The sequence below is a fragment of the Roseospira navarrensis genome (assembly GCF_009601025.1).
Classification (GTDB): Bacteria; Pseudomonadota; Alphaproteobacteria; order Rhodospirillales; family Rhodospirillaceae; genus Rhodospira; species Rhodospira navarrensis.
Map to the genome: position 1 here is coordinate 16521 of NZ_WIVE01000037.1, position 23109 is coordinate 39629.

Consider the following 23109-nt stretch of genomic DNA (forward strand, 5'->3'; position numbering starts at 1 on the left):
GACGCCGACCCCAAACATTAACATGCAACAGACCATATATCCACCTTTGGCATTGCAGCGTCAACCCGGGGAAGGATGGCCCCGCACCGAACGGACTCACCCTTCGAACCAGTCTCCGGGCCACCCCCCTCCGATCGTCGGACCCGGCGTCATCGGCCCATCAGGCGGCCTGGGCGGCCTCGGCCTTGATGCGCTGGATCATGGCGGTGACGCCGTTGCGCCGGTTGGGACTGATGTGCTGGTCGAGGCCCAGCCGGTTCAGCTCCGCCTCGGCGTCGATGGCGGCGATCTCGGTGGGCGTGCGGTCGTTGAACAGAATCAACAGGATGGCGATCAGGCCCTTGACGATATGGGCGTCGGAGTCCGCGCGGAAGTGCAGCCGGGCCGCGCCGTCGGACGGGATGGGCTCGGAGGTCAGCCAGACCTGGCTCATGCAGCCGCGCACCTTGTTGGCCTCGACCATGTCGGCCTCGGGCAGGGGCTCCAGCTTGCGGCCCAGATCGATGATGTACTTGTAGCGCTCCTCCCAGTCGTCGAGCAGTTCGAACGTCTCCGAGAGGTCATCCAGGGTCAACGTGTCCGTCATGAAGGCTGAGGTCCCGTGTGCGGTGCGGTATGGAGTCTTCTCCAGCATGTAGACCCGATCAGCCGCCGCGAAAACCCCCGAGGCCCCCGCGATCTCACGCCGTCGCGGCCTTGGGCAGGGGCGCGTCCGGCTCCCCGGTCTGGTGCGGCACGCCCAGGGCGTCCAGAAGGCGGCGCAGTTCCTGGCGGGCGGCGATGTGCGACATGGACAGGGTGATGTCGGTGCCCTTCTCGCGCAGGTCCAGCAGGGTCAGGCCCTTCAGGTACATCTCGCGATAGATCACGCGCTCGCACAGGCCCTCGATCAACTGGAAGCCGATGCGCCGCGACAGGTCGCGCAATAGCGCCTCCATGTCGCGCTTGTTGCGCGCGTCGAGCTGCGACAGGCGGTTGCGCAGCACGACCCAGTGGATCGACCCGCCGTCGCGCACCCCGCGCTGTTTCTTGATGTCCCAGACCATCTCGCTGTAGTGGCTGGGCCGCATGATGCGCATGGTGGACGGGTCCACCTTGGCCAGCACATCCAGGTCGATGAACGAATCGTTGAGCGGCGTCACCAGGATATCGGCGTAGGTATGCCCGGCCCGCGACAGGTAGTTGTCGGCGCCGGGCGTGTCGATCAGCACCAGATCGCATTCGGCCAGCAGGCCGCCGATGTTGTCGTCCAGACGGTTGATGTCGCCGCTCTCGTGGCCGGTCAACTGGATGGCCTGGTGGATCGGCATCGGCAGCGCGACCCCGGTGTGGCGGGCGTAGCTGTCGCGGTTGCGGACATAGGTGGTCAGGGTGCCCTGCCGGGCATCCAGGTCGATGCTGCCGACCGTGAACCCGGCCCGGAGAAAGCCGATCAGCAGGTGCATGGCCACGGTGGACTTGCCGGAGCCGCCCTTTTCGTTGCCGACCACCACGATGCGGGCGGGGCTTGGCTGTTGGCGATGGGCCTCGGGGCTCATGGTCCCGGTCGCGGCCCCATTCATGGTCCCATTGATGGTCATCGTCATGGACTGCCGCGCCTCCTGCTCCTGAGGGGGTGGGACCGCGCCCTTCACCATACCCCGGACGAACCGCCTCACGACGCCACCGCCCGGTCGAGCCGCGCGGCGACCGGCGGACGCGCCGGCTCGGCCGGACGCAGCCACACCGCGCTGTCATGGAACGCCGCCCCGCCGTTGGGCGGCCCGGGGTCGCTGCCAATGAGCGTGTTGATGCCGACCCCCTCGACGAACGCCGCATTGGGCCACAGGCTCTCCACCACCAGGGTGCCGCGCCGCAGGCCGTCGAAGCGGCGCACGTGCAGGGCGACACTGCCGCGCCCGTTGCCGATGCGGGCGAGCTGGCCGTCGTCCAGTTCCACCGCGCGGGCGTCGTCGGGATGCACGAACACGGTGGGGCGGCCCTCCACCGCGCGGCCGGTCGGGGTCTCGTTGAACGAGGTGTTCAGGAAACTGCGGGCCGGCGCGGTGACCAGACGGAACGGATGCTCGTCGTCCACGGCCTCGATCACCGCCAGATGATCGGGCCACGCCGGCATGACACCGGCCTGCGCGCCCCGCCAGGCGCCCCGGAAGCGGAAGCGGCCGTCCGGCTGGCCGAAGCCGAACCCGCCGGTGAAGTGATGCACATCGAAGTCCGCCGAACAGTCGTAGCCGCCGGCGCCCGCGATCTCCGCCGCCGGCGGCATGCCGGACAGGCGCAGGGTCTCCTCGACCAGTTCGCGGCTGTCCATCTCGTTGGCGACATGGGCCGGCGCATCCAGCCGCGCCATCAGGGCGCGCAGGACGTCGTGGTTGCAGCGCGCCTCGGCATAGGGCTCGATCGCCTTCAAGCCCACCTGAAGGAACGGATGGCCGCCCGCCTTGTAGAGGTCGTCATGCTCCAGGAACGTCGTGGCCGGCAACACCACGTCGGCCATGCGGGCGGTCTCGGTCATGATCTGTTCGTGCACGCAGACGAACAGATCCTCGCGCGCGAAGCCCCGGGCCACCCTGGCGCTTTCCGGGGCCACCACCATCGGGTTGGTGTTCTGGATCAGCATCGCCGTCACCGGCGGGCCGCCCGCAAGCGCCGCCCGGTCGCCGGTCAGGATGGGGCCGATGCGCGACTGGTCGAGCCAGCGCTGGGTGCCGTCCCGGTGCTCCTCGGCGGTAATCAGGCTCATGTCCACCTGCATCAGGCCGGACATGCTGTACAGCGCCCCGCCGCCCCGATGCGCCCACGCCCCGGTCACGGCGGGCAGGCAACTGACCGCGTGCATGGCGGCGGCGCCGTTGCGCTGGCGGGTGAAGCCGTAGCCCAGCCGCAGGAACGCCCGCCTGGTGCCGCCGTAGAGGCGGGCGAAGGCCTCGATCTCCTCGGCCGGAATGCCGGTGATCGCCGCCGCCCAGGTCGGCGAGCGGTCGCGCAGGTGGTCCCGCAGGCCCTCCGGGTCGTCGGTGTGCTCGGCCATCCAGGCGTGATCGGCGAGCCCGTCACGGAACAGCACGTGCATCACCGCGCAGGCCAGCGCGCCGTCGGTGCCGGGCCGGGGCATCAGGTGCATGTCGGCCTGGGCCGCCGTGGCGTTGCGGTAGGGGTCCACCACCACCAGTTTCGCGCCCCGTCCCTTGCGGGCCTTGGCGACCCAGGTCATCACGTTGACCTGGGTGTGGACGGCGTTCAGGCCCCACAGCACGATGAAGTCGGACTCCGCCATTTCGCGCGGGTCCACGCCCCATTTGTGGCCGACCCCGGCCTTCCAGCCGGCATCGGCCAGGGCGATGCAGATGGTGCTGTCCTGCAGCGAGGTCCCGCACAGGGCGCGCAGGCGCTCGATGCCGTCGCGCTGCACCAGCCCCATGGTGCCGGCGTAGTGGTAGGGCCAGAGCGTCTGTGGACCGTGCCGGCGGCGGGCGGCGATGAACGCCTCGGCCACGCGGTCCAGCGCCTCGTCCCAGCCGATGGGCCGGAACCGGCCGGAGCCCTTGGGGCCGTCGCGCCGCAGCGGCGTGGTCAGGCGGTCCGGGTTGTGGACCCGCTCGGCGTAACGGGCGACCTTGGCGCAGATGACGCCCTCGGTATAGGGATTGGCGCGGCTGCCGCGCACGCGCCCGATGCGATCGGGGGCCAGACGCTCCACCTCCAGCGCGCAGACGCTGGGGCAGTCGTGCGGACAGGTGGACCGGACGACCGCCGGAGTCGCGTCGTCCGATGACCTGTCCGATGCGGGGGCGGTCGCGCGATCCGCGGGCATCGGTGTCGGCCTTCCTCTCGGCGGCATCCCCCGGAGCGTACCGGACAGGGTGCCAGGAGTTGGGGTTTTTTGGCGCTGAACCCCAAGGGATAGCACCCGGCGAGTGTATAGCGGGCAGGCCCGATCGTGCAACGGTCATCCGCGACTCGGGCCCACCCGGATATCACCCGCTCACGCCGCCTCGGCCGGGGCCGTCAACAGGCGGTCGTACAGCGCCACGACCCGATCCGCCGTCTCGTCCATGCGGGCCTTCAGGTCCTCGAAGTCGGCGGCACCGTCCCAGATGCTCACCAGCCGGGCCTTCAGCCCCTCCGGCAGGGTCTCGTCCTTGGGCACCCCCTCCAGGGTGTGGCGGATCATGCTCTGCAGCGCCAGCCAGCGGTGATGGGCGGTGGACAGGAAGGCGGCGTCCTCGTCCGGCAGCAGCCCGGCCGCGCCCACCCGGCGCAGCCCCTCCGCCGTGTTGGGCACCACGATCTCGGGGTGGTCGTGGGCGTGGCGAAGCTGAAGGAACTGGGCCAGGAACTCCACATCCACCAGCCCGCCGCGCCGGTGCTTGATGTTCCAGGGGTTGGCGTCGCCGTGCTCGGTGTTCATGCGCGTGCGCATCTCGGCCACGTCGCGCGCCAGCCGGGCCGGATCGCGCGGCCGGGCGATGGTGTCCCGGATCACGCCGGCCACCCGGTCCGCCACCTCGGGCGGTCCGGCCACCACGCGCGCCCGGGTCAGGGCCTGATGCTCCCAGGTCCAGGCGGCCTCGGACTGGTAGCGGCGGAACGAGTCCAGGCTGGTGGCCAGCGGCCCCTTGTTGCCCGAGGGGCGCAGCCGCATGTCCACCTCGTACAGCCGCCCGAAGGCCGTGCTGGCGGTGATGGCGTTGATGAAGCGCTGCACCAGCCGGGTGTAATACACGGTCGGCGGCAGCGGCTTGCGGCCGTCGGACTGCTCGACGCCCTCCGGCACGTCATAGACCATGATGAGGTCCAGGTCCGAGGTGGGCGTCATCTCCTGGCCGCCCAGCTTGCCCAGCGCGACCACCACCACGGCCCCGCCCGGCATGGCCCCGTGCGCGCCGGCGAACGCGCCCCACACCCGCTCCAGCAGCACGCCCAGGGCGACATCCGCGATGTCCGCCAGCGCGCCCCCGGCCACGCCCGGTCCCAGGTCGCCCTTCAGGGTCTGCACGCCCACCTGGAAGCGGTGATCGTTGGTCCAGCGCCGGCAGATATCCAGCACGTCCTCGAACACGCGGGCGTCCCTGAGCGCGAGATCCAGCGCCGCCAGCAGGCTTTCGCGCGACGGGGCCTCCCGCAGGAAGCCCGGTTCCAGCACCGCGTCCAGCAGGCGCGGGTTGCGCGCCAGATGCTCGGCGAGGCGGGGCGCGTCGCCCATGATCTCCGCCACCAGCGCCAGCAGGTGCGGGTTGGCCAGGAACAGCGCGAACAACTGGGCGCCCGTCGGCAGATGGCTCAGAAAACTGTCGAAGCGCAGCAACGCCGCGTCCGGGTTGGCGGTCCGTCCCAGGGCGGTGATCAGGGTCGGCATCAGCTCGGTCAGCCGCTCGCGCGTGCCCGTGCTGGACAGCGCCCGATAGCGCCCGGTGTGCCAGCCCCGGATGGTGCGGGCCATGGCGCTGGGGTTGGAGAACCCGCGGTCGGACAGCGTGCGCAGGGTCTCCGGGTCGTCCTCGCCGCCGGTGAACACCAGATTGCCCTCGCCGCCCGACAGGTTGGGCTGATCCTCGAACAGGTCGGCGTAATGATCCTGCACGGTGGTCAGCGTGGCCTTGAGCGCCAGCGCGAACGGTTTCAGCCCCTCGTGCCCCATGAACACGGCAAGGCCGCGCAGCTTGTCCGTGTCGGTCGGCAGGGTCTGGGTCTGCTCGTCGTCGATCATTTGCAGGCGGTGTTCCACCGTCCGCAGATGGCGATAGGCGGCGTGCAGATCATCGCGCACCGCCGGGGTGACCACCCCCCGGTCGGTCAGCGCATCCAGCGCGGCCAGGGTCTCGCGCGACCGCAAGGTGGGATCGCGCCCGCCCCAGATGAGCTGCTGGGTCTGGGCGAAGAACTCGATCTCGCGGATGCCGCCCCGGCCGAGCTTCAGGTTGTGCCCTTCCACCGCGACCACGGCGTGGCCCCGGCGGGCGTGGATCTGACGCTTGATGGAGTGGATGTCCTGGATCGCGTTGAAGTCCAGCGAGCGCCGCCAGACGAAGGGCCGCAACTCGTCCAGGACCCGATGCCCGGCGGGCAGGTCGCCCGCCACCGGCCGCGCTTTTATCATCGCGGCGCGTTCCCAGTTCTGGCCGAAGCTCTCGTAGTACAGCTCGGCCGCCAGCGTGGACATGGCCACCGACGTGGATCCCGGGTCCGGCCGCAACCGCAGATCGCAGCGGAAGACGTAGCCGTCGCCGGTGCGCTCCTCCATCAGCCGCACCATGTCGCGGGTCAGGCGCACCATGGCTTCGCGCGGGGTCAGGCGGCCCCGGTAGTCCAGGCGGTCCTCGTCGAACAGCACGATCAGGTCGATGTCGGACGAGTAGTTCAACTCTCCCGCGCCCAGCTTGCCCATGCCCAGCACGATCAGCCCGCAATCCCGGGTCGGGTCATCGGGATGCGGCAGCACCAGGTCCCCCTTGGCGTGCAGGCGCAGCAGCAGGTGGCCACAGGCCAGGTCCAGGGTGGTGTCGGCCAGGGTGCTGAGGGCCCCCGTGACCTGCTCCAGGGGCCACAGCCCGAGAATGTCGGCGATCGCCGTGGTCAGGGCCACGCGCCGCTTGGCCACCCGCAGGGCCTTCATGACGGCCGCCCCGTCCTCCGTGGCCGCCACCGCCGCGCGGGCTTCGTCGAGCGCCTGGGTCAGCGCGCCATCGGCGCCCGCATCGCACAGCACGCGCAGCCACGCCGGCTCGCGCACCACACACTGGGTCAGGAACGGACTGTTGCCGAACAGGGCGTCCAGCAGGGGGCGCACCGGGTGGTCCGGTTCGGCGGCCTCGCGGATGAACGCGGCCAGCGCCGCATCGTCCGTGCGGCCGGCCTCGTCCAGCCAGCGGTCGCGCCCCCGGTCCGCCCGCGCCGCGTCCGCCGGCAGGGGCGGCGCATGCGGCGCGGCGGCGATCAGGCACGGCGTCATAGCATCACCTCAATTCCCGGTGCACACTGGTCCAAGCCGCGTGTGGGGTCAAGATGCCCGGCCGGTGGGGGATCGGGCCGGCCAATGGGTTCGCAATCAGACGGGGATACTGGTGGTTCTGAAAACGGTGGAACGGACGGTGCGGCGCATCGGAGCCGGTCTCGGTGTGCTGGTTCTGCTGTTCGTCCTGGGCGCCTGGACCCTGTCGCGCGGCCCCCTGACGGTGCCCTTTCTGCTGCCGTCCATCGAACGCGCGCTGGCCGAGGCGGTGGCCGACGCCGGGCTTGACCTCGCGGTGGCGGTGGAGGCGGCCGCACTGGAATGGCGCGGCCCGGCCGAGGGCCTGGACATCACCCTGCGCGGCGTTCGGATCGCCGAGCCGGACGGCACCCCGGTCGCCCGGGTGGGCCGGGTCGCGGTCTCGCTGGACGGCGGCGCGCTGATCCGGGGCGAGGTGGCGTTGTCCCGCCTGACGGTGGTGGCCCCCGACCTGCGGGTGGTGCGCGCGGCGGACGGATCGGTGTCGCTGGGCCTGGGACCGCCCCGCCCGCCCGGCCCGCCCGGCCCGACCGGATCGGATGCCGAACCGCCTCCGGCCCCGCACGCCACGGCCGCGCTGCCCGAGGACGCCCTGCTGGACACCTGGGACGCCCTGGCCGGGATGCATCTCGCCCTTCAGGACGCCCGCCTGCTGGTGGACGACCGCACCCTGGGGCGAAGCTGGCAGGTGCGGTTGCCTGAGGTGGTGGCCGGCCGGGGCGGCGACGGCAGCGGCAGCCTGACCCTGGAAGCCTCGCTCACCGCATTCCCGGAGGCCGGCCCCGTCGCGGCGGAAGCGCCGGGCGTGGACATCGCGCTGCGCCATGATCGGGCCACTGGCGAGACCGCCGCCCTGCTGGCGGTGGCCGCCCTCAATCCCGCGCGCCATCTGGCCGAGCCCCTGGGGGTCCCGGCCCTTGCCGGCTGGGACCAGCGCCTGGACGGCACCGTGACCCTGGACCTGACGCTGGACGGCGACCCCGCCGACTGGATCCGCTTCGCCCGCATCGCGCTGGTGGGCCGGGCGGGCACGCTGGCCCTGCCCGCCCCGATCGACCGGACCTACGACATCCGGTCCCTGGTGGTGGACGCCACGGCCGAACACGACGCCGATCCGCGGCGGCTGGACCTGACCCTGAACGAGGCCACGCTGGGGCTGGACGGGGCCACCCTCCGTCTGCGCGGCGCGGCGTCGGACGCTGCGGCGGGGCGGGCCTCGGGCGTCGTGGATGTCTCCCTGACGCCGGTCACCATGCCGGTGATCGCCCGCCTGTGGCCCGGCGACGTGGCGCGGGGCGCCCTGAACTGGATGGCGCCGAACCTGTCGGACGGGCTGGTGGTCGGCACCGGGGTCCGCCTCGGCCTCGAAGGCCCGACGCTGGCCGACCTGGACGTGGCCTCGCTGTCCGGCGACGGCGCGGTGATGGGCATGACCGTCAATTACCTCGACGGGTTGCCGCCCGCCACCGGGGCCCACGGCCGCGTGATGTTCGGGCTGGACGCCATCACGCTGGACATCGACGGCGGCGGCGTGGGCGCGCTGAAGGTGACGGACGGCGATATCGCCTTCACCGGCTTCGATGCCGATGTGGAGCGCGCCGACATGACCTTCGACATCGTCGGGCCGCTGACCGACGCCATGGCCCTGATCGACAACGAGCCCCTGGGCTACGCCTCTCAGGTGGGCATCGACCCGGCCGAGGTGGGGGGCGCGGCCGAAACGACGCTGACCCTCGGCCTGCCGCTGCTCAAGGATCTGCCGCTGGAGGCGCTGGAGGTCCGCGTGCAATCGCAGGCCCGGGGGGTCTCGCTGCCCGGCGTGGCGCTGGGCCAGGACCTGACCGCCGGCGATCTGGCCCTGGACCTGACCGGCGCGGGCATGGATGTCACCGGGCGCGCCACCCTGGGCGGGGTGCCGGTGCGGCTGGACTGGCGCGAGAATTTCACCGACGCGGGGGACTTCGACCGCCGTTACCGGGTCGAGGGCCGGGTGGACAACGCCGGTCGGGCGGCCTTCCGGCTGGACGGCGGACCGTTCCAGCCGCCGATCCTGGACGGCCCGGTGGATGCCGTCGTGACCTACACCGAGACGCGGGGCGAGCCGGGCCGCCTGGACGCCGACGTGGATCTGACCCCCGCCCGGCTGGCGCTGGATCCGCTCGGCTGGGGGAAGGCCCCGGGCGTGCCGGGGCGGGCGGCGGTGACGGGCGCGATCGCCGAGGACAGCATCACGGTGGACTTCGATGTGACCACCGCCGCCGCCGGCGACGTGGCCGGCCGCGCCCGGCTGAGCGGCGCCGGCGACCTGCGCCGCGTGGACCTGGACCGCGTGCGGCTGGGACCGGAAACCGACCTACGCGCCTCGGTCGAGGGAGCGACCGGCCCCGGGGCCGAGCCGGGGGCCTCCTATGCCATCACGCTGGAGGGCCACGCCCTGGACCTGCGCGCCGCGCTCGCGGGGGACGACGACCCGGCGGAGACGGCGGCGGGCGCGGGGCCGGACGAACTGCCGCCGCCGCCGGTGCCGTCGCTGACGGACGGGGGCGAGGCCGGCACCGACCCGGGGCCGGCGCTGACCCTCCGTCTCGCCCTGGACCGGCTGCTGTTGACCGACACCGTGACCCTGGCCCCGGTGGAGGGCACCGCCGTCCGCGACGCCGAGGGTCACTGGCGCTCGGCGCAGGTCGCGGGCCGGGTCGGCGAGCGCCCCGGGGGCGGGCCGTCGGTGTCCCTGCGCCTGACGCCCCAGGCCGGCACCCTGACGCGCACGCTTTCGGCGCGCTCGGGCGATGCCGGCGCGGTGGCGGCCGCGTTGGGCGTCACCGACCGGCTGCGGGGCGGCACAATGACCCTGAACGGCACGCTGGACGCCGAGGACCGGCTCACCGGCACGCTGCGCGTCGACGACTTCTCGCTGACGGACGCGCCGGTGCTGGCGCGCATCCTGGCGGTGGCCGCGCTGACCGGGATTCTGGACGAGATGCGGGGCTCGGGCCTGACCCAGTCCACGCTGGTTGCGCCGTTCACCTATGCCGATTCGGTGCTGACCCTGCGCGAGGCCCGCACCAACGGCCCCTCGCTGGGTCTGACCGCCAACGGCGCCCTGGACCTGGAGCGCGACACCCTGGACCTGCGCGGGGTGGTGGTGCCGCTGTATCTGGTCAACGCGATCCTGGGCGAGATCCCGCTGCTGGGCGACATTCTGGTGGGCGAGGAAGGCGGCGGCATCTTCGCCGTCGGCTACACCGCGCGTGGTCCGATGGATGACCCGGCGGTGTCGGTCAATCCGCTCACGGTGCTCACGCCGGGGATCCTGCGCGGCGTGTTCGGCGACGGATCCGGCCCGGCCCCTGGCGAGGGCGGCGGCTCCATCCCGAGCGCGGGACCCGGACGCCATTGATCGGGGCCGTCACACGCCCGCTCTGATGCCGCTGGGAGACGACCAGCCACACCGTTTGGTCGAGGGTTTCACCGGAACCCGGGGGCCGTTGCGGCGTTTCAGACCTGCAGACCGAGGGCTAATACCAGCGGCGGGTGAGTTTGACTCACCCGCCCCGGGCGCCCTTTGGGCGCCCGTGCTTTTGCGATTGGCACCGCGAAGCGGTGCCAGGGCGGCACCGGCCCTCTCCCCCACCCGGCCACCCAACGCCAGTATCCTATGGGTGGCCGGGTGGGGGAGAGGGCCGGCCACGGACTTCAACGGTCATCGTCAGATGCCGTTGGTATAAGCCCCGCCATCAGAGAAGGAAACGCTGCCATGACCCTGCGAAAAAAGATGATGATCGGCCTGGGGCTTGTCCTCGTGGTCGCGCTTGCTCTGACGTATGTGCGCTGGGGACCGAAGGCCTGGGAGGTCCAGATCACCGGCACGACGGGTGACGGCCGCGAGATCCAGTATCGAATCGACACGGTGTACGCCGGCACCGCCGACACATTGATCTTCAAGAACACGGATGCGGGCTTCATGCCGCCCTATTTCAAGTTCGACTCGGCCAATCTGCAATCCGTGGCGAACCGTGTGACCCGGGAATGCCCGCAGGAGCCCGTGACGGTGAACGGCTATGGCCTGCGCATTCCGTTCATGAACATGTTCCCCAACGCCACCTCGATCGAGGCGCCGGAACGGTGCCGGAAGGCCCCCTCCGACTCGGGCCAGGGATAGGACGCGCCGGCGGTCCGGCGCGGCCGCCGGTGCCGGTAGCCGTCTCGCGCTCCCTCACGTCGCCCGAGGCGAAGCGCGGGACGGTCGGTCTCAGGGACTCGGCAGCGCGCACCCCGGGTCCGTGAGCGTGGCCGCGCGCGGCGGGAACAGGCCCACGGCGTCCACGCCCTCATAGCCCGCCCGGTCCGCCGGCCCCGTCACCAGCCGCTGCGCACCCTGAGGCCCGCCGACGAACACGACGACCGCGACGGCCAGCATCCAGCGATGCGCCTGCACCGAGCGCGTGAGCCCGAGCAGTGGCAGAATGGCGATGGCCGGGAACCCCGTGAACCAGAACGCCGCGGTATCGATCCGAATGGGGGCCTCGCACCGCTGGATCGCGGCGCGCCACGCGACAATGTCGGCCACACCCCAGGCCGTGGCCGCCAGCGCAAGCACGGCAAACCCGCCGAGGATGGCAAGCGCGGTGGATCGGCCCCGGACGTGATCGGGCCGGACGTGATCGGGCCGGACGATGGGCCGCCGCGCGCTCACCCCCCGAACAGGGCCAGCAGCCCGGCCAACGGGTGATCGGGCGGGCCGGCGGCGGGTTCGATGCGGGCCAGATCCTCGGGAGAAAGCTCGGTCTCGGCCATGGTCGGCCCGACGGCGCCGGTCAGGGGGAGAAAGCTCGGTCTCGGCCATGGTCGGCCCGACGGCGCCGGTCAGGGCCTCCACCACCAGCGGTCCCGTCATCAGGGCCGCCACGGCCACCACGCCGAGCAAGGTCCACCGCCGCGTCCGGGCCTGCCCCGCCGCCGCGCGGTCGCGGGCCACCAGCGCGCGGGCGTGGTCGGTCGTGGCCTGCACGGCCGGATCGGCGGACAGTCGTCGTTTACCGAAGGGCTGGGGGGGTGGCATCCGAGGGCCCTCCTTTGACGGTTCGGTTCCCGAACCGCGACAACACGCGGCAAAACCCGCCTCAATTTCGAAGCAATGTATCAGGAATGGCTCACGAGGAAACCTCAACACAAGGCATATGCCCGCGTGTGACACTCGTATGAGATGCAATGAGGGTTGACGAACGGATTGGCGGGACGGGCCGACCAATGCCGCGTCCGTCCCGACGATCATCAACCGTCACGTTGCGTTGACCTGCGAATTGTCATTGCACCATGACGGCTTGTCATTGCGGACCCGAGCATATTCATGGTACCTAATATGGGCGGTCACGGTCGTTTCGCGCCGCATCCCCCCTCGCCGGGTCCCTGTCGCGGTGCATGCAACCGACCGGGCGAGAGCCGATGAGTCCCGATCCGACCCTGTACGCGACGCGCGCCGAACGCTCCGCCGGGTCCGGCGCCGCGCCCATGGGGGACCGGCGGCTCAAGGGGACACGATCCATGAAGGGACGAACCCGCCCTGCCCCGCGCCTCGCAGGAGTCGAGGACCGCCGGGCCCTCCGTGCCGTGCTCATCGGCCTCGGGCTGCTGGTCCTGGTCGTCTGGCCGCTCCAGGACGCCGCCGCCGCCGGCACCGCGCAGGCCCAGGGCGCCATCACCGGCACCAGCGGCATCGAGGTGCTGCCCGAATCCACCGCCGACCATTCCAAGTTCGACGAGTTGGAGGGCCCGTTCGCCAACGGCCCCGAAGTCACGGCCGCCTGCCTGGAATGCCATGTGAACGCCGCCGACCAGATCCAGCAGACCAAGCACTGGACCTGGCGTTTCGAGAACCCGTTGACCGGCCAGGACCTTCTGGGCAAGCGCAACGTGGTCAACAACTTCTGCGTCTCGACGGGCACCAACTGGCCGCGCTGCACAAGCTGCCACGTGGGCTATGGCTGGAAGGACGCGTCCTTCGACCACAGCCAGGACACCCTTGTGGACTGTCTCGTCTGTCACGACACCACCGGCAGCTACAAGAAGTTCCCCACCGGGGCCGGCCATCCGGCCTATGAAGACACGACCTGGGCCGGCAAGCCCTGGCCGGCGGTCGATCTGGTCAAGGTCGCCCAGAACGTGGGCCGGACATCCCGCGAGACCTGCGGCGAGTGCCATTTCTATGGTGGCGGCGGCGATGCGGTGAAGCATGGCGACCTGGATTCGACCATGACCAACCCGGACTTCGCCCTGGATGTCCACATGGACAAGGACGGGCTGAACTTCCGCTGCTCCACCTGCCACACCACCGGCAGCCACGACGTCACCGGCAGCCGCTACACCACCCAGGCGGTGGACCGCCTCGGCATCGATGTGCCCGGGCACACCGACGACACGCGGGCCACCTGCGAGAGCTGCCACGGGGTCGCCGCCCACGACGACCACCCGAAGCTGAACACGCACACCGACCGCATCGCCTGCACCACCTGCCACGTGCCCGAATTCGCGCGCGGCGGCGTCAAGACCAAGATGTGGTGGGACTGGTCCACGGCCGGCGAGATGAACGAGGCGGGCAAGCCCTTCGTCGTGAAGGGCGACGACGGCTATCCCCTCTACGTGTCCAAGAAGGGCACGTTCGAATGGGCCGAGAACGTCATCCCCGAATACCGCTGGTTCAACGGCGTGATCGAGTACACCCAGAAGGGCGACACCATCGACCCGGCCGACGTGGTGCCGATCAACAGCATCCAGGGCAGTCCGGACGATCCCGACTCCCGCATCTGGCCGTTCAAGATCATGCGCGGCAAGCAGCCCTACGACACCGGGCACAACGTGCTGGCGCTGCCGCACCTGTTCGGCAAGGACGAGGCCGCATACTGGAAGAGCTTCGATTGGGCCAAGGCGCTGGAAGGCGGCATGCAGGCCGAGGAGATCTCGTTCTCCGGCAATTATGACTTCGTCGAGACCGAATACTACTGGCCGATCCTGCACATGGTCTCGCCCAAGGAGGACGCGCTTCACTGCAACGCCTGCCACACCAAGAACGGCCGTCTCGCGGGCATGACCGGCTTCTACATGCCGGGCCGCGACTACTTCCCGTGGCTGTCGTGGATCGGCTGGGGCGCGGCCGCGCTCACCCTGGCCGGCGTGCTGGTGCACGGCCTGATCCGCATCGTGACCGCCACGCGGTCGCGCACCCCCCGCGCCTGAGACGAGGAGACCGGAACAATGGCACTGCAAAGCGTGATGGTCTTCAGCCGATTCGAGCGCTTCTGGCACTGGTTCCAGGCCGTTCTCATCATCGCCCTGATGATGACGGGCTTCGAGGTCAACGGGGCCTATGAGTGGCTGGGCTACGAGACCGCCGCCCAATGGCACCGCTGGACGGCCTGGGTGCTGATCTGGCTGTGGGTGTTCGCCATCTTCTGGCACCTCATCACCGGGGAGTGGAAGCAGTACATCCCGACACCCCGGGGCATGGTCGAGGTGATCCGGTACTACTCCGTCGGCATCTTCGACCCCACGGTGTCGCACCCGTACAAGAAGACGCGGCTGGCCAAGCACAACCCGGTGCAGCGCGTGGCCTACTCGGCGTTCAACATCCTGATTACGCCGATCATCTGGATCACCGGCCTGTTGTACATGTTCTACAACGACTGGGACGTGGTGGGTCTGGACGGCGGCGCGATCACCCTGGCCGGGGTGGCGCTGGTCCACACGGCGGCGGCCTTCGCCATGCTGGTGTTCTTCATCGGGCACGTCTACATGGCCGGCTTCACCGCCAAGCCGTTCTACGGCTACATCAAGTCCATGATCACCGGCTACGAGCACGTGGAGGTGGACGAGCCGGCCCGGACGGGCGCCCCCCCGGCGGAATAGGGCAGTCGCGGCCCCGCGCGCGTCCCTCACCGAATATCGACAGGGTGCGCGCCCCGGGGCTATAGTATCGACGGTGTCGCGTGGCGGCGCTCCTGGGGGGCGTCGCCACGTCCGCATCGGACCGGCCGCTCCCTCCGCCCCGTCCTCCGCCATGTCCCGTCCGCACCCGGGAGAATCCCGAGAGGATCCCATGGACCCCGATTCCGCGACCACCCCGGACCGCTCAGCGCCCCTCGCCGGCACCCTGACCGTCGGCGGCGGCCGGCCCGCCGCGCCGGTCACCCTGGAAATCCTGCATCGGATCGAAGCCGGCGCCCTGTTCGAGCTGGACAGCGCGCTGAACACGGGCCGGCTGGACGACCTGAAGCCGCTGCCCCGCATGGCCCTGGCGCTGCTGCAGTTCGATTTCGCGACCGTCCAGGCCCTGTTGCCGCGCCTGCCGGACGCCGACGTGCGCCAAGCCGTGGCCGCGGCGGCGCTATTCCAGGACGACCCCGGCCCCGCGCCCGATCTGGATCCCGACGCGACCACCGACCCCGATCCGGAGGTGGAAGACACCGCCCGGACCTATGTCCAGGCCATGGCCGCCATGTTCGACGACAGCGCGGCGGCCATCCTGAGCCACGGCCCGGCCCCGGAGTGGGTGTCGCCGCTGCACCGCTATATCTACCTGCGGCTTCAGATCTACCTGCGCCCGGTCACCGACCCGGACATGAACCACCTGTTCCCCACGGACACGCTGTCCGAGGGCGAAATCTTCTGCCTGCTGCTCTACCACCTGGAACACGGCCGACAGGGCTTCGTGGACATCGCCCTCGGCCGCCTGAACGCCACGCACCGCAAGAGCGGGCACGTCTTCTATCTGTTGTCGCGCAGCGCCCTGCAGACCAACGCCATCGACGCCGCCAAGGCGTGGATGCTCAACGCCCAGGCCTGCCAGGGCCTGGACGAGCGGCTGGACGAGCAACTGTACGCCCTGTTCGGCCCGGCGGCGGCCGGTCCGGCCCTGCCGGCGGACCGGGACGTGGGCCTGCGCGCCCTGCGCGGCGTGGCCCACCGGGGGGCCTATGCCGTGCGGCGGGGCAGCCTGCGCACGGTGCCCCGACCGGACTCGCCGCACGGCGCGCCGTGCTTCAGGCATGCCGACGCCGACCTGGCCGAGGACGTCGCGGTCATGCGCGCCGCCTTCGAGGCCGCGCCCTCGCCCTGGACCGGCGACCCGGAGACCGACCCCAAGGCCCGCTTCCTGGGCATCGAAAAGCGCTTCGTGGCGGTCGCCCCGCCCAAATCAACGGCGGATCTGGCGCTGGCCGCCTCGGCCCTGACCTCGTGGTCGGTGGTCTGGTTCGACTGCTGGGCCGCGATCATGGCCAACATCGGCAAGCTGGAGAGCGACGGCGCCGCGCCGGACCTGGCCTTCATCGAGGCCAACGCACAGTTCATCCGCTCCGCCTGGCAGCAGATGGAACGCGACCGCCTGACCGTCCCGGAGGGGCACGCCGTCGTGCACATGGTGACGGACGCCCGGTCCGTGGGCGCGCTGCGGGTGCTGTGGCCGGCCGCGCGCTTCGTGCTGTGCATCCCCGGCGCGGACGTCATGGAGTCCGTGACGGCGGGCGGCGTGCAGGCGGACTGGTTCGAACGCGTGCTGCACTGGCGCGATCCCCGCCACCTGGCGCGGGCCCTGGCCGTCATGGGCGTGCCCCGGGCGCGCCGCCGCGAAACCCTGGAGACGGCGCACCACCTGCGCCACCTCTTCTATCCCGTGTGATCCCGCATCGGGGATCCCACGCAGCAGACGCAGCAGATCCGACCGCCCCGTGGACGGACGTCCCGGGACGGCCGAGACGGAGACTGAGATGGTAGAGAACCGCGACACCGCGAGCCCGGCCGACTTCGACGCCGGCCCGCCGCCGCTGCTGGAACCGAACGTGACCCTGCAGACCAGACCCGAGGGGGAGACCTTCGCCTCGGACCTGTGGGACCAGTTGCGCGACGCCTTCGCGGCGCGCGACATCAAGCACTGCAGCCTGTTGGCCTTCGCCGTGACCAAGGCCGAGCCGGCGGCGCTGCCCGGCTGGATCGTGATGGCCGAATGCCAGCGCCTGCAGGGCCAGACCGGCCGCGCCCTGGACACCCTGGGCCGGGCCCTGCGCCTGTTTCTGCAACACCCCGAGCTGCTGCGCCTGAAGGGCGAGGTGCTGCTGGCCGAAGGCCGCGCCGACGAGGCCGCGGCCGCTTTCCGCGCCTGCCTGCGCGCCGATCCGCTGAACGTGATCGCGCTGTACGGCCTGCGCGGGCTGATGGCCGAGGCGGGGCGGGATACGGCGCCGATCGACGACCTGCTGGATCCGGCCGAGGACCCCCAGACGGTCATCGAGGCGTGGCGTACCACCGCACCCACGCGCTGGAGCTGGTCGGTGGAGCGCAACGCCATGGCCCCCGAGGCCGTGTGCCGTCAGGCCGTCGCCCAAGCGCCCGGCTTCGCGCCCGCCTATCAGGCGCTGGGGGCCGCGGTCGGCGCCGGCGGCAACATCAAGACCGCCGCCCGGCTGTTCCGCCGCGCCGCCCAGCTCGACCGCGACGATATCCGGGCGATGCAGCACGCGGCGCTCTATCTGGCCGACCAGGGCCGGCTGGCCGAGGCCATGCGGATCGGCCGCCGCGCGATCTCGCTGCGGCCGGACGACGCCGCCGGCTATTTCGTGATGGCCTATCTGCAGTTCTACGCCCTGCGGGTGGACGACTCGGGTCGCCTGCACGCGCGCGGCATCCGCCTGGACCCGGAACACCCCGCCGCCTCCACCGGCGTCGAGGAGTGGAAGGATCAGGGCGACCGCGCCGGGTTCCAGTGGTTCTTTTCCTGACCGGCGGGCCGATGCCGCGCGGCGGGGGGCGGCTCCGGGGCGCCTCTGCCCACCGGGTGGACGCGACGTCCGGCCCGGCCGGGATCAGCCGTCGCCGTTCTTGTTCGACGACGGCGGCTTGCCCTGCCCGCCGACGTCCGCCGTCAGGTCCACTTCCAGCAGCGCCTTGAGATAGTTGTGGTCGCGGGTCCAGCGGACCAGGACCTTGCGGCAGGCCTCGACGGTCATGCGGTCGTACAGGTCCATGACCGCCTTGTGTTCGTCGCGCAGCACCGCCGACGACACCGGGCGTGCCTTGCGCGAGAACAGGAAGATCACCGAGAAGTCCTCGCGCGCGAAATTCATGGCCTTGCAGGCGATGGCCAGACCCTCGCCGCCCGGTTCGAACAGCATGCGACGGACCAGGATCTCGCGCATCCCGGAGGCGCGCGAGAACAGGGTCACGAACAGCGACACCTCGCCGTTCTGGAGCGCCGAGATCATCAGGTCGGCGTCGTTGCGCCCGGCCGCGTTCAGTTCCTCCGCCAGACGCTCGGTGGCCGTGCGGCGGTTTTCGCCGTTGATCTGAACGCCATCCGCCTCGGCCTCTCGGGCGGCCTGCTCGATCAGCGCATCCACCTCGGTGGGGTCCAGCTTGAAGCGCTCCACGATGGTCTTGCGCAGCGCCGCCGACACCCACAGCACCATCCGCTTGGCCAGATCCTCCGGCAGTTCGTCGCGCGACAGGATCGGTTCGCGGTAGCTGCCCACCCGGCGGGACTGCTCCACCAGATAGCCCAGGGTGGCCCGGGAGATGCGCGCATCCGGGTTCTTCAGCAACTCGGTGATGACGGTCTCGTTGCCGGTGCCCACCAGTTCATCGGACACGGCCTCGCTGACCTCGAAGCGGACGGCGACGGCCAGTTGGTGTTCCAGGGTGCGATTGCGGATGACCTCGATCAGGTCGACGTCGCGCAGCACCGGGCTCTGGCTGAGCACGGGATAGGCCACGTCGATTTCATCGTTGGCCAGGAAGGTGAGCAGGTCGCGGGGGACGTCGGGCCGGCTGGCGAACTCGGCGGCGATGCGCCGGCGCACGGAGATCTCGATCTCTTTCAGCACGCGCCGCAGGATGTCCGCCATCAAGGCGAACTCGCGGTCGTTCAGGCTGTCCGCATCCTGGGCGAACAGGGCCGCGATGGTCTCCGCCAGCATGTTGCGCGAGGCCACGGTTTTCTGCCGGGCCAGCGCGAGCAGGTACGGCGCGTCGAACGGGCCGGCCGGGGGCGAATCATCGGAAGGCGCCATCAGGACTCACCTGAAAGATGAGATGGGAGCAACCGAACCATCAAACGTGCAGATCCTCTTTGGTGGGTGCGTCTGCTCCGATGGATTATGCCTAAAGATATACGCTTTTGCCTAACAAATTTGTTGCGATCCCCTGTGAAAACATCCGCACACACTTTGATGCAACCGCACAAAAACACGTTTCGAGGGGTCTGGTCCATGGGATCTTTCGCTCAGGACCGTTCGGCATCTCCTCCTTCTTCCGGACGGGGGTTGCGGGCTTGACCCGCGCCCGCCCGCCCGGTAAACGATCCGCCACCGTGGTGATTTGGCGACCAGCTTGCGGCCACGAAAAAAAAGCGGCTAAGCGGTTGGTGCCTCTCACGAAAGGCCCCGGCCCCGCAGGCCGGGGCCTTTCGCGTCCGGGCCTGCCGCCGCTGGAGACAGGAGACCGATCCCGATGGCGTCCGACCCGACCCGCAGCCCGACCCCGACCCCCGCCTGGCACCCCCGAACGACCATGGTGCGGAGCGGTCTGGAGCGCAGCCCGAACATGGAAACGGCCGAGGCGCTGTATCTGACCTCCGGCTTCGTCTATCCGGACGCCGACGCGGCCCGGCGGGCCTTCGACGGCAGCGACTCGCGATTCGTATATTCCCGATTCCGCAATCCCACGAACGCGGTGTTCGAGACCCGGCTGGCCGCCCTGGAGGGGGCCGCGATCTGCCGCGCCACCGCCAGCGGCATGGCGGCCGTCACCGCCGCGCTGCTCTGTCAGGTCAAGGCGGGCGACCGCGTGGTGGCAGCGCGCAGCCTGTTCGTCTCGTGCCACTGGGTGCTGACCGAGCTGCTGCCGCGCTTCGGCGTCACGGTCGAGCTGGTGCCCGGCACCGACCTCGCGGCCTGGCGGACGGCCCTGTCGCAGCCCGCCGTCTGCGTGTTCCTGGAGAGCCCCGCCAACCCCGCGCTGGAGGTGCTGGACATCCCCGCCGTGTGCGATCTGGCCCACGCGGCCGGCGCCCGGGTGGTGGTGGACAACGCCTTCGCCACGCCCGTCCTGCAACGCCCGCTGGCGCTGGGCGCGGACGTGGTGGTGCATTCGGCGACCAAGTACATCGACGGCCAGGGCCGCTGCCTGGGCGGGGCCATCCTGACCAACGACGCGGCCTATGACGAGGAGGGCCTGTTGCCCTTCCTGCGCAACACCGGGCCGTGCATCAGCCCCTTCAACGCCTGGGTCATGGCCAAAGGCCTGGAGACCCTGGACCTGCGCGTGCGCGCCCAGTGCGACAGCGCGCTGGCCCTGGCCCGCGCGCTGCAGGGCGCGCCGGGCGTGCGGGCCGTGCGCTATCCGGGCCTGGAGAGCCACCCCCAGCACGCGCTCGCCATGGCGCAGATGGACGGCCGGGGCGGGGCCATGGTCGCGCTGGATTTGGCGGGCGGCCAGCCGGCGGCGTTCCGCTTCCTGGACGGGCTGGGACTGATCGACATCTCGAACAACCTGGGCGACGCCAAGTCGCTGGCCTGCCATCCGGCCACCACGACCCATCAGCGGCTGTCGGTCGAGGAGCAGGCGGCCCAGGGCATCACCCCGGGGCTGGTGCGGCTGTCGGTGGGCCTGGAGGACGCCCGCGACCTGATCGCCGACGTCACCCGGGCGCTTGAGGGCGTGTGATCCCATTTCAGGACTGGCACCGCAAAGCGGGTGCCAGGGCGGCACCGGCCCTCTCCCCCACCCGGCCACCCAGCGCGAGTATCCTATGGGTGGCCGGGCGGGGGAGCGGGCCGGCCACGGGCTTAAACGGTCATCGTCAGATGCCGTTGGTATGAGGCGACTCCGTGAGGGCCAGTCGCGCCGTGACCGCCCGGGCGCCCTCCATGCCCTGCACCCGCAGCGTGCCGGTGGCGGCGTTGGCCTCCACCGCCAGCCGGGTTGCGGGCCAGAGAATGGGCGGGCGCAGCCACGCGAAGTCGCGCGCGCCGGCCTCGATGGCCTCGATCGCCTCGATCATCGCCACCCGCCGCCCCACGCTGTCGCGGCCGCGCGGGTGGCACGGAATGTCCGCGCCCCAGTGATTGGCCGCCACCGCCGGGTGCTGCCGGATGCGGGTGCCGGTCCAGTCCTTCTCGATGGTCCAGGCCTCGGACCGATCCACGCCCGCCAGCGTCAGGATGCAGGGCACGCACACCGGCGCTTCGCGCAGGCGGTGCAGGGCGGTGGTGGCGTCGGGCGCGGTCTCCAGGATGTCCCGGAGCAGGTGGTCGGGCGGCGGCGCGGTGCTGGCCCAGACCCGGCGGCGGTCGATCAGCCAGCGCCAGGGGCGCGGGCCGGGGCCGCTGATCGGGGCCTGATTGAGCGCGACCGCGAAGCGCCCAGGGGCGAGGCCCGTCAGCACGCCCGCATAGCCCGGCCAGGTGACGGCCAGGACAGCGCCCGCCGGTCCGGTCAGGCGGGCCACGACCAGACCGGCGCCCAGGCCCGGCATGTCCCAGTCCAGGGTGCGCAAAAGGGTCACCCCGCCGCCGTCCTCCGGACGGTCGGGCGCGGCGGCCGCCGTGCAGGCCCACTGGTGCGACAGGTTGAGCGCCAGCGCCCCCGGCGCCCCCGTGTCGGCGGCCACCCGGCGCAGCTCGTCCCCATAGGGCGTGGCGTTGCGGGCCAGCCAGCGCGCGCACAGCCGGTCCGCCAGGCGCAGCACCGGCGCGGTATAGGTCCGCCGCGCCTGGTCCAGCAGGGCGTCGGCCCGATCACGGGTCGCCGCCAGCAGGGCGGGCGCGCCGCCGGCGCCGATGTCGATCACGGGGATGACGGGCAGAGGCGACGGGGCGGGGGCGCGTGTCATGGGGGGGATCCCTCGGGGCAGGACGGGTCCCGCGCACCATCCTCCGCCGCGCGGTCGCGCGCAAGCCTTCGACGGCCTTGCCGCGCCCGGTGTCACGCCCTACCGTGACCGCAGACTCGACCCGACACCATGGACCGCACCATGACCCAGACCCTTGACGTTGACGCCATCCTCACGGCGTTCGCCGACGAAGACGGGCCGTTCCCGGCCGAGGCCGTGCAGGCCTGCCTGGACACCCCGGACGCGGTCGTGCCGCGCTTCCTCGATATCCTGACGCGCGAGGCCGAGAACAAGCCGCTGGTTCGCCCCGAATCCGAGGCGCTGTTCCTGATCGCCCACGTCCTGGCCGAGCTGCGCGAGCCCAACGCCTTCGGCCCGCTCGTCCAGGTGCTGCGGGGCGATGCGGACGAGGTGGCGATCACGTTCGGGGACGGCCTGATCGACGACCGGGACGCGGACGAGGACGCGCGCGGAGCCGCGCTGCTCGCCTGGACGTGGTGCGCGGTGACGGGCGTGGTGGACGCCGAGACGGCGCGCGACCGCGTGCATACCTGGGCGGACACGCTGGCCGACGAGGACGACGCGCTGATCTGGATGCACTGGATTTACGCCGTCGCCATGCTGGGGATGGTGGACCTGCGCGACCGGGTGGCGCCGCGACTCGATCCGCCCGGCGGCATGATCCCGCTCATGGAGATGGAGGACTTCGACGGCATCGTGGCCGCCTGCCGCACGCCGGAGGGTTTGGCGAAGGAGATGGCGGACCGGGGCATGACCCCCCACACCGACACCATCGGACGCCTGAGCCGATGGGCGGGGTATTCCGAGGAGGCGCGGGCGGACCGTGCCAAAGACCCGCTGGAGCGGGCCCTCAAGACCATTGATGCCATGTATGACGACCCCGAGATCGCCGCGCAACTGGACGCCGATCCGGCGTTGGCCGAGCGCCTTCAGGAAGTCGCCCTGGCGGAGGCCGGGATTGACCTGGACGACGACCTCTTCGGTCCGGACGACGACCTGGACTGGGACGCCCCCGGCGAGACCGTCCGTAACCCCTATCGCGACGTCGGGCGCAACGACCCCTGCCCCTGCGGCTCCGGCAAAAAGTTCAAGAAGTGCTGCCTGGACAAAGGGTGAGGGCGGCCCCTGGAGTTATTATGAAAGGCTCAGTTTGCGTTAGATATGCATGCTGGTTGTTTGGGCGAGATAAGTCCGGCGATGCATGCCAGGATTGCACGGG

The 23109-nt window shown here is 71.0% G+C and carries 15 protein-coding genes and 1 riboswitch; of the genes, 8 read left to right on the top strand and 7 right to left on the bottom strand.

Going from position 1 to position 23109, the window contains the following annotated elements; genetic code table 11:
- Positions 1-160: 160 nt before the first annotated feature.
- From GHC57_RS12120 to GHC57_RS12135, 4 genes are all read right to left on the bottom strand, one after another.
- Positions 161-586: a SufE family protein gene (locus GHC57_RS12120; RefSeq protein ID WP_153344573.1), complete on the bottom strand. Its 426-nt coding sequence runs from the start codon at positions 584-586 to the stop codon at positions 161-163.
- Positions 587-680: 94 nt separating this feature from the next.
- On the bottom strand, positions 681-1586 hold the full coding sequence (locus GHC57_RS12125) for a division plane positioning ATPase MipZ (RefSeq protein ID WP_281354721.1): 906 nt from the start codon (positions 1584-1586) through the stop codon (positions 681-683).
- Between the two features lie 68 nt (positions 1587-1654).
- On the bottom strand, positions 1655-3814 hold the full coding sequence (locus tag GHC57_RS12130; protein ID WP_153344575.1) for a molybdopterin oxidoreductase family protein: 2160 nt from the start codon (positions 3812-3814) through the stop codon (positions 1655-1657).
- 171 nt (positions 3815-3985) lie between these two features.
- Positions 3986-6952, bottom strand: a complete 2967-nt coding sequence (locus tag GHC57_RS12135; protein WP_153344577.1) for a bifunctional [glutamine synthetase] adenylyltransferase/[glutamine synthetase]-adenylyl-L-tyrosine phosphorylase — start codon at positions 6950-6952, stop codon at positions 3986-3988.
- A gap of 112 nt (positions 6953-7064) precedes the next feature.
- Between GHC57_RS12135 and GHC57_RS12140 the strand changes: the two genes are divergently transcribed.
- Together GHC57_RS12140 and GHC57_RS12145 are read left to right on the top strand one after the other, a co-directional pair.
- Complete coding sequence (locus GHC57_RS12140; protein WP_153344579.1) at positions 7065-10391, top strand: AsmA-like C-terminal domain-containing protein; 3327 nt, start codon at positions 7065-7067, stop codon at positions 10389-10391.
- A gap of 357 nt (positions 10392-10748) precedes the next feature.
- Positions 10749-11153, top strand: a complete 405-nt coding sequence (locus GHC57_RS12145; RefSeq protein WP_211369184.1) for a DUF1523 family protein — start codon at positions 10749-10751, stop codon at positions 11151-11153.
- 90 nt (positions 11154-11243) lie between these two features.
- Here GHC57_RS12145 and GHC57_RS12150 read toward each other — a convergent pair whose 3' ends face one another.
- Entirely contained in the window at positions 11244-12053 is an 810-nt protein-coding gene (locus GHC57_RS12150; protein WP_153344581.1) for a hypothetical protein, read from the bottom strand.
- A gap of 482 nt (positions 12054-12535) precedes the next feature.
- Between GHC57_RS12150 and GHC57_RS12155 the strand changes: the two genes are divergently transcribed.
- From GHC57_RS12155 to GHC57_RS12170, 4 genes are all read left to right on the top strand, one after another.
- Positions 12536-14224, top strand: coding sequence for a tetrathionate reductase family octaheme c-type cytochrome (locus GHC57_RS12155; protein ID WP_153344583.1), 1689 nt, complete (start codon positions 12536-12538; stop codon positions 14222-14224).
- 18 nt (positions 14225-14242) lie between these two features.
- Positions 14243-14893 (top strand): cytochrome b/b6 domain-containing protein, encoded by a 651-nt coding sequence (locus GHC57_RS12160; RefSeq protein WP_246152288.1) that lies wholly within the window; start codon positions 14243-14245, stop codon positions 14891-14893.
- Between the two features lie 190 nt (positions 14894-15083).
- On the top strand, positions 15084-16664 hold the full coding sequence (locus tag GHC57_RS12165) for a hypothetical protein (protein ID WP_153344585.1): 1581 nt from the start codon (positions 15084-15086) through the stop codon (positions 16662-16664).
- An 88-nt stretch (positions 16665-16752) separates the two neighbouring features.
- On the top strand, positions 16753-17760 hold the full coding sequence (locus GHC57_RS12170) for a tetratricopeptide repeat protein (RefSeq protein WP_153344587.1): 1008 nt from the start codon (positions 16753-16755) through the stop codon (positions 17758-17760).
- 84 nt (positions 17761-17844) lie between these two features.
- Here GHC57_RS12170 and GHC57_RS12175 read toward each other — a convergent pair whose 3' ends face one another.
- Positions 17845-19047 carry a DUF2336 domain-containing protein gene (locus tag GHC57_RS12175; protein ID WP_153344589.1) on the bottom strand — a complete coding sequence of 401 codons (1203 nt, stop codon included), beginning with the start codon at positions 19045-19047 and terminating at the stop codon, positions 17845-17847.
- Between the two features lie 289 nt (positions 19048-19336).
- Positions 19337-19413: riboswitch (SAM riboswitch) on the top strand.
- Between the two features lie 73 nt (positions 19414-19486).
- Here GHC57_RS12175 and metZ point away from each other — a divergent pair.
- On the top strand, positions 19487-20701 hold the full coding sequence (gene metZ / locus GHC57_RS12180) for an O-succinylhomoserine sulfhydrylase (protein WP_153344591.1): 1215 nt from the start codon (positions 19487-19489) through the stop codon (positions 20699-20701).
- 136 nt (positions 20702-20837) lie between these two features.
- On the opposite strand, the gene GHC57_RS12185 is transcribed toward metZ, so the two are convergent.
- Complete coding sequence (locus GHC57_RS12185; RefSeq protein WP_153344593.1) at positions 20838-21869, bottom strand: C45 family peptidase; 1032 nt, start codon at positions 21867-21869, stop codon at positions 20838-20840.
- Between the two features lie 141 nt (positions 21870-22010).
- Here GHC57_RS12185 and GHC57_RS20555 point away from each other — a divergent pair, with 141 nt between their 5' ends.
- Positions 22011-23006 (top strand): SEC-C metal-binding domain-containing protein, encoded by a 996-nt coding sequence (locus tag GHC57_RS20555; protein ID WP_246152289.1) that lies wholly within the window; start codon positions 22011-22013, stop codon positions 23004-23006.
- Positions 23007-23109: the final 103 nt, after the last annotated feature.

What these genes read in the sequence shown, in the direction of transcription:
- GHC57_RS12170 (WP_153344587.1), top strand. Translation starts at nt 16,753, where the DNA reads ATGGTAGAGAACCGCGACACCGCGAGCCCGGCCGACTTCGACGCCGGC.
- GHC57_RS20555 (WP_246152289.1), top strand. Translation starts at nt 22,011, where the DNA reads ATGACCCAGACCCTTGACGTTGACGCCATCCTCACGGCGTTCGCCGAC.
- metZ (WP_153344591.1), top strand. Translation starts at nt 19,487, where the DNA reads ATGGCGTCCGACCCGACCCGCAGCCCGACCCCGACCCCCGCCTGGCAC.
- GHC57_RS12155 (WP_153344583.1), top strand. Translation starts at nt 12,536, where the DNA reads ATGAAGGGACGAACCCGCCCTGCCCCGCGCCTCGCAGGAGTCGAGGAC.
- GHC57_RS12175 (WP_153344589.1), bottom strand. Translation starts at nt 19,047, where the DNA reads ATGGCGCCTTCCGATGATTCGCCCCCGGCCGGCCCGTTCGACGCGCCG.
- GHC57_RS12125 (WP_281354721.1), bottom strand. Translation starts at nt 1,586, where the DNA reads ATGACGATGACCATCAATGGGACCATGAATGGGGCCGCGACCGGGACC.
- GHC57_RS12185 (WP_153344593.1), bottom strand. Translation starts at nt 21,869, where the DNA reads ATGACACGCGCCCCCGCCCCGTCGCCTCTGCCCGTCATCCCCGTGATC.
- GHC57_RS12130 (WP_153344575.1), bottom strand. Translation starts at nt 3,814, where the DNA reads ATGCCCGCGGATCGCGCGACCGCCCCCGCATCGGACAGGTCATCGGAC.
- GHC57_RS12160 (WP_246152288.1), top strand. Translation starts at nt 14,243, where the DNA reads ATGGCACTGCAAAGCGTGATGGTCTTCAGCCGATTCGAGCGCTTCTGG.
- GHC57_RS12150 (WP_153344581.1), bottom strand. Translation starts at nt 12,053, where the DNA reads ATGCCACCCCCCCAGCCCTTCGGTAAACGACGACTGTCCGCCGATCCG.
- GHC57_RS12165 (WP_153344585.1), top strand. Translation starts at nt 15,084, where the DNA reads ATGGACCCCGATTCCGCGACCACCCCGGACCGCTCAGCGCCCCTCGCC.
- GHC57_RS12120 (WP_153344573.1), bottom strand. Translation starts at nt 586, where the DNA reads ATGACGGACACGTTGACCCTGGATGACCTCTCGGAGACGTTCGAACTG.
- GHC57_RS12135 (WP_153344577.1), bottom strand. Translation starts at nt 6,952, where the DNA reads ATGACGCCGTGCCTGATCGCCGCCGCGCCGCATGCGCCGCCCCTGCCG.
- GHC57_RS12145 (WP_211369184.1), top strand. Translation starts at nt 10,749, where the DNA reads ATGACCCTGCGAAAAAAGATGATGATCGGCCTGGGGCTTGTCCTCGTG.